This window comes from Corynebacterium sp. MSK204 (assembly GCF_030229885.1).
In the GTDB taxonomy this organism is placed as follows: Bacteria; Actinomycetota; Actinomycetes; order Mycobacteriales; family Mycobacteriaceae; genus Corynebacterium.
In genome coordinates this window covers 1-338 of record NZ_JASPGQ010000064.1, presented here as the reverse complement: position 1 = coordinate 338, position 338 = coordinate 1, and the positions used below count along the sequence as shown (strand labels likewise).

At 58.3% G+C, this 338-nt stretch carries 1 pseudogene; it reads left to right on the top strand.

The features are described 5' to 3' along the window. Positions 1-154: 154 nt before the first annotated feature. Positions 155-338 (top strand): annotated as a pseudogene (locus tag QP908_RS11795) (HNH endonuclease signature motif containing protein); the annotation flags it as partial.

Genomic DNA, 338 nt, shown 5'->3' with positions numbered 1-338 from the left:
GACATGGTGGTAGATTACCTTTCTTCCCAGCCCGACTGGGCTGGATATCAGGTGTCCACCAAAAAGGGGTCAGGTCCCCTTCACCACCGCAGCCGCCACCAACACCGACAACAGCGATGACAATGCCGGAGCCGCCGGGACTGCAAATACAAAGGTGTACTTCCCAGGCTACGGCTGGTCCCGCATCACCAACCTAGAAAACATCGACACCTTCACCCGACAACTCAACCCACAAGAAACCGAAAGCTACCAGCCCACCAACCACATCCGCGCCTACACACAAGGAAGAGACCTCACCTGCCGCTGGCCCGGATGCACCACCCCAGCACACACATGCC